At 65.3% G+C, this 5,313-nt stretch carries 1 protein-coding gene and 1 pseudogene; both read right to left on the bottom strand.

What is annotated here, in order from left to right; genetic code table 11:
* Positions 1 to 2,262 (bottom strand): annotated as a pseudogene (locus tag IRZ24_RS16380) (type IIL restriction-modification enzyme MmeI); the annotation flags it as partial.
* A gap of 321 nt (positions 2,263 to 2,583) precedes the next feature.
* Positions 2,584 to 5,313, bottom strand: a 2,730-nt coding sequence (gene drmD / locus IRZ24_RS16375; RefSeq protein WP_297166424.1) for a DISARM system SNF2-like helicase DrmD, incomplete at its 5' end; no start/stop codon positions are given.

Raw genomic sequence — 5,313 nt, 5'->3', positions numbered from 1 at the left:
CGGGCGCCCGCGGCGCATCGTCACCAACCACAGCGACACCTGCGCCATCTGCACCGCCAACGGATTGCGATCGACCCCATAGAGACAATGCTCCGCCACCAGGCGCAGCGCCAGCGCCTCACGCTCCTCAGCCTCCTCCGGCAGCGGCTCATCCAGCTCCTGACGGCGCGGGCGCCCATCAGGAGTCAGCGCCGCCAGCGACGGTAACTCCGCCGCCTCCGGCGGCAGCGCCTCCGGCGCCTCGGCCTCCTCAGCCTCCTCCGGCAGCGGCACCCCCAACAAAGACAGACGGCGCGGAGCGCGACCCTCCCGCAGCGCCGCCGCCTCCTCAGCCGCCTCGCAGGCCCGCCAGGCCTCCTGCAAGCGCTCCGCCAGATAGCGACAAGCCTGCACCAGAATCGCCCCCGACCCCATCGCAAAATCGCAGACCCGCAGCCCCAGAATCTCGCGCGGCGAACGCAAGCGCCACTCCTCCGGCGGGCGGCCCTCGGCCACCCCCGCATAGACCAGCGGCTCCAACGTAAAGCGCACCAGCTCCTCCGTCAACCAGCGCGGCGTATAATGCGTCCCCGTCACACGGCGCTCCGGCCCCTCCGTCACATAGAACGACCCCGGCAAAATCACCAGCGGCCTCCCGAACGTATCCGTCCGCAACAGCCCCCCGAAGCGACGCACCCGCACAAAGAGCGTCTCATCATTATCGCAAGCCGTCCGCAAATGATCGAGACGGAACGGCCACTGCTCCGGCGGGCGATCCAGGGCGCGAGCCAGCGCCGACACCTCAGCCCCCGTACACTCAGCCAGAAAGCTCAGCAGCGCCTCACGGCCCTTCGCCAGCTCCTCCTCCAGGCGACGCAGCGGCACCTCACACTCGCGGCGGCGCGGCCAGGCCAGACCCAGAATCGGCTCCTGCGCGCGACGCACCTGATGATCCAGCAAGCCCTCATAGACATGGCCGATCTGCTCCACATCCAGAGCGCGGAACGAGACGCGGCGCCGCTCCAGCGACCCATCCAGCCCGCGCGCCTCCAAAAACTGCAGCGCCTCCAACAAATGCAGCACCGTCCGATTATGCACCCGCGGAGGGCGGGCCGGCGTCCGATACCACTGCGACCCCTCGGGGCGGCCCTCCAGGAACGGGAAGCGATCAGGATCAAAGAGCGGGCTACCATAAGCGGGCAATTCCAGCTCCGGGAGAGGCGAGCCGGCATAGACCAGACGGAAGGTCGCCAGCAAGCGCGACCAGGCATCAAAGCGGCGCTCCAGCACCTCCTCACTCACCTGATCGGCCAACTCACGTAACTGCGCCTGCAGCGTCGACACCGCATAATTCTGATCATAAATCGCATTCCCCAGCAACAACAGCCCGCGCTCCTCAGCCGACAGCAAGACCACCAGGCGCATCATCACCGTCAGCGCCGCCTCAAACAAACGCTCCTCCGACACCGAGCGCAACAGCTCACGATCCATATCGCGGTCCACCTCATCCAACGAATGGACCAGCACCTCCAGCGCACGGCGCACCTGATAGCCGAGCTGCGTCGTCACCTCCTGCTGATAGGCCGCACTCTGCTCCAGCAAGCCCTCCAGCGTCTCCTCAGCCGGGACACCGAACAAGCGCTCCGGCGACAACAACGCGCGGAAAGCGCGCAGCGTCAGCGGCTCCTCCAACCAGAGAGGGGCCGACCAGGTCACATAGCCGGTCGTCTCACCGCGCGGCGCATGCACCAACATCCAGCGCTCCCCATTCGTCACCAGGCCCAGGCGCACATTGCAGGCATGCAGCAGCTCCATCATCCGCGTCGCCGGCGAAGCAAGCCAGCGAGCCTTAGGCAGAGCCTTCTCCAGCGACTGCGTCGGCGGCCAGAACTGCACCAGCACGCGCGGGCGACCCGAATCCGGCTCCAGCAGAGCCAGATCGGGGCGCAGCACCTCCGTACAGGTCGGATCGGGATCAGGCGCCGGCGCCTGCAGATTGGACGGCAGGCGCTCCCCCTCAGCCAGCCACTCCGGGCGCCAGCCCAGCACCTCGGTCAGCACAAAACGCAGCCAGAGCTGATGCAAGCGCGGCTCCACACGCCAACCCGACTCGGGCGCCGCCCATTCCTGATAGGCCTCCCGCAGATGGCGGCGCACCTCCCCCTCATCCCGCGCCATATCCAGGCCCTGGGGAAAGACCCGCTGCACCACATCCAGACTCAAAAAGGGGCCGGAAATCTCCAACAACGACAGCCACTCAGCATGCTGACGAGCAACGGACATACAGCAGCCACCTTTCCTAACCTAGACAACAACTGCCGGCTGGTTGAGGAGGGGGCGAAGCGCCCCACCGGGGAGCAAGCCGCTCCGGCGGGTGCGGCCAGTGCCAGCCAGCCAGCCAGATCAGCCAACCGGGCGCGGCCCCAGAGCGCTCAACCAGTTTATTCGAGAGCAGAGAGACGCGAGCATTCCCAGCAACGAGCCAGAGCGAGCGGCCTGGCGCCGAGGCAGCCCGAAAGGCCAAAGGAGGCCAGCGCAAGCAGCGAGAGAGCCGCGGCCCACCCCGCCCCCGACAGGTCAGACCAGACCAGGCCAGACCAGGCCTCACGAAGCCAGATGCTCCGGGATCAAGAACGTCAGCGCCACCGGGAAGAGGCGCGGCTGCGGATTCTCAAAGCGATGGCGGATCAATTCAAGCTCCTGCTCAAGCTCCAGATCGATCTGCTGCAAACGGCGGCGCAGGGCCGCATAATTGTACTCACGCTCCTGACGCTCAACATCCGAGAACAGCTCAAGCTGAGCCACCGAAGGCTGCGCCAGCTCCGCCTCAATCGAGCGGCGCAGCTCATTAAGAATATTGCGCATATCACGCATTTCCTTTTTCTCGCGCTCTTTGAGCGAGCGGAGCAAACACTTCAAGCGCTCCGCCATCCGAGCCTGCAGGGCCTGAAGGAGCGGCTCGCGGCAAGCGGGCCAGACCTTCTGCAAGCGAGCGCGATCCTTCTCAGAAGCCAGCACAGGCGTAGCCCGCGAGAGCCAATACTCCAACTCCCGTTCAGCAAGAGGGACCAGCCTCCCCGGACGCAGCTCCCCGCCGGCGACCAGCAGCTCCTCATGCAGGCGCTGACTATCGCCACCGAGCAGCACCAGGCGCGCATGCGCCACCACCACAGGCTGAGCCGAAGAAGGGGCCTGAGCCAGGCGGGCCGTCACGCGGAACAACTTACGGTGTTCGCCGGACGACCAGATCTCAGCGCGCAGCAAGCGCAGCGACATCGCCACCAGGCGATGATTCAAATGCGCCAGCACCACATCATCGCGCTGACGAGCCTGAACGTGATTAAAGACCAGCGGGCGCTCCTCGCCCGTAAACGGATGGGCCAGGCCCTCCTTACAAGCGGCCCAACTGCCAGAGAGAGACGGGACCGCAAAAGCCTGCAATGGCGGGCGCGCGCCGTGGGGATCGCGCACCTCCACCGGACGCAGAGGAGGCTGCTTCGCCAGCTCCAGCGCCACCGACACCGCCGCCCGCACATTCTCAGGAGTAATCTGCAGCTCGCGCTCACTCTGCTGCAAGCGCTCATGGAGCAGACGGACGCGCTCCTCAAGGCGCTCCTGCTGACGTAGCAGCGCCCGCAGAGGAGCCGCCTCCTGCTCAGCGCGGCGCGTATCCAGCGTGCGGCGGCGGCCTAACATCGCCTCCTCCACCTGCTCAGCGATCACCGGCCCCACCTTGCCCAGATCGGTCCGGATAGCCTCCACGCGGCGCAGCGTATGGGCCAGAAACTCCAGATCATCCTCCAACTCCCCGACCATAAAGCTCTCCAGCGCCCCCGGCGGCACATCGCGATACTTACTACTAACAAAATGATAGATATTCACCTCAGCGGCGCGCTGGCCGTGGCGATCGACGCGCCCATTGCGCTGCTCCAGGCGCATCGGGTTCCAGGGAATCTCATAATGGACCAGGCGATGACAATAATTCTGCAGATCGATACCCTCGGACGCGGCATCGGTCGCCAGCAAGATACGGACCGGCGACTGCTGGGGATCGGCCTGGAAAGCCGCCTTGACGCGCTCGCGCTCGGCCAGGGGCATCCCGCCGTAGAGCAAGAGCAGACGCTCACCCTGGGCCAGGTGGTTGCGGTTCAGCAGCTCGTAGAGCCACTTCTGCGTAGCGCGATATTCAGTAAAGATAATCACGCGCTCAGCGCACCAGGAGCTGGGGCCGTCGGGACAGAGCGTCTGGCGCAGCCAATCCATCAAGACGCGGGCCTTACTATCGGGCTGAGCGCAGGCCTTCTCAGCCAGGGTCACCAACTCATCGAGCAAGTGCAGCTCCTCAGGAGTAGGCTGAGAGAGCACACGGCTGGCCTCCTCCAGTGCGGCCTGCTGGACCTCCTCCAGAACGGCATCATCGTCGCTCTCCTCCTCCAGCTCCTCAAGCTGCCGGCGCAGCACACCGGGGCGCTGGCGTCCGCGCCCGGGCGAGCCGGCAGAAGAGAGGCCCGTCAGCGTCTCCCGATGCTGGCTCAGCGTCAGATAAAAGGCCTGGGGAGAAGAGAAGAGGCGCTTCTTGAGCAACTTCAGCACGAACTCGGCGGCCAGGCGCTCCTCGCTGTTCTCCTGAGTGCGGGCCAGGCGCAGATGCCCATATTTCTGCAGCAAGCGATGGAGGTGGCGCTCCTCCTCGGTATAGGAGACGACCAGCGGCTCCAGGCGGCGCTGAGGGAAGCGCGGCGCCCCATCCCAGGCCTGCAGATCGGATTTCAAGCGGCGCACCATCACCTGATGCAACTGCTTTGGATTCACAGGCACGCCGCGCGCGAAGCGCTGAGGATCGAGCAGCTCCAAGAGGGCGGTAAAGCTCTCAGGGTAGCCATTATGAGGCGTAGCCGAAATGAAAATCTTATGTTCAAAGTGGGGAGCGATACGGCGCAGAGCGCGCGTGCGCTGCGAATCGGTGGCATAGAGGCCGCGCCCAGCGGGGGCCACATTATGGGCCTCATCGACAATCAGCAGATCGAAAGGCCGCATATAGGCCGGCTTCTTGCGCTTCTGCTCCTTGAGCCTGGACTTTTTGCCGGGGGGAGCCTGCCGCTGAGGAGGCAGCTCCTCGGCCTGTTCCGCATCTTCTGCTGCCTCGGCCCTTTGAGCCTCGACCGCCTCGCTAAAGAGATTAAGCATGCGCTCGCGCTTGAGAAAATCGATCGAGGTAATCAGGCGCGGGAAGTGGGTCCAGGGATTGACATAGAGGCCGCGCTCACGGCGGAGGCGGCGCATGCGCTCGCTATCGAGAATGCGGAACTCGAGGCCGAACTTATCGCGCATCTG

It is taken from the genome of Thermogemmatispora sp., from assembly GCF_019683755.1.
Taxonomy (GTDB): domain Bacteria; phylum Chloroflexota; class Ktedonobacteria; order Ktedonobacterales; family Ktedonobacteraceae; genus Thermogemmatispora.
The sequence above is the reverse complement of the archived record's forward strand: the minus strand, read 5'-3'. Positions and strand labels throughout refer to the sequence as shown.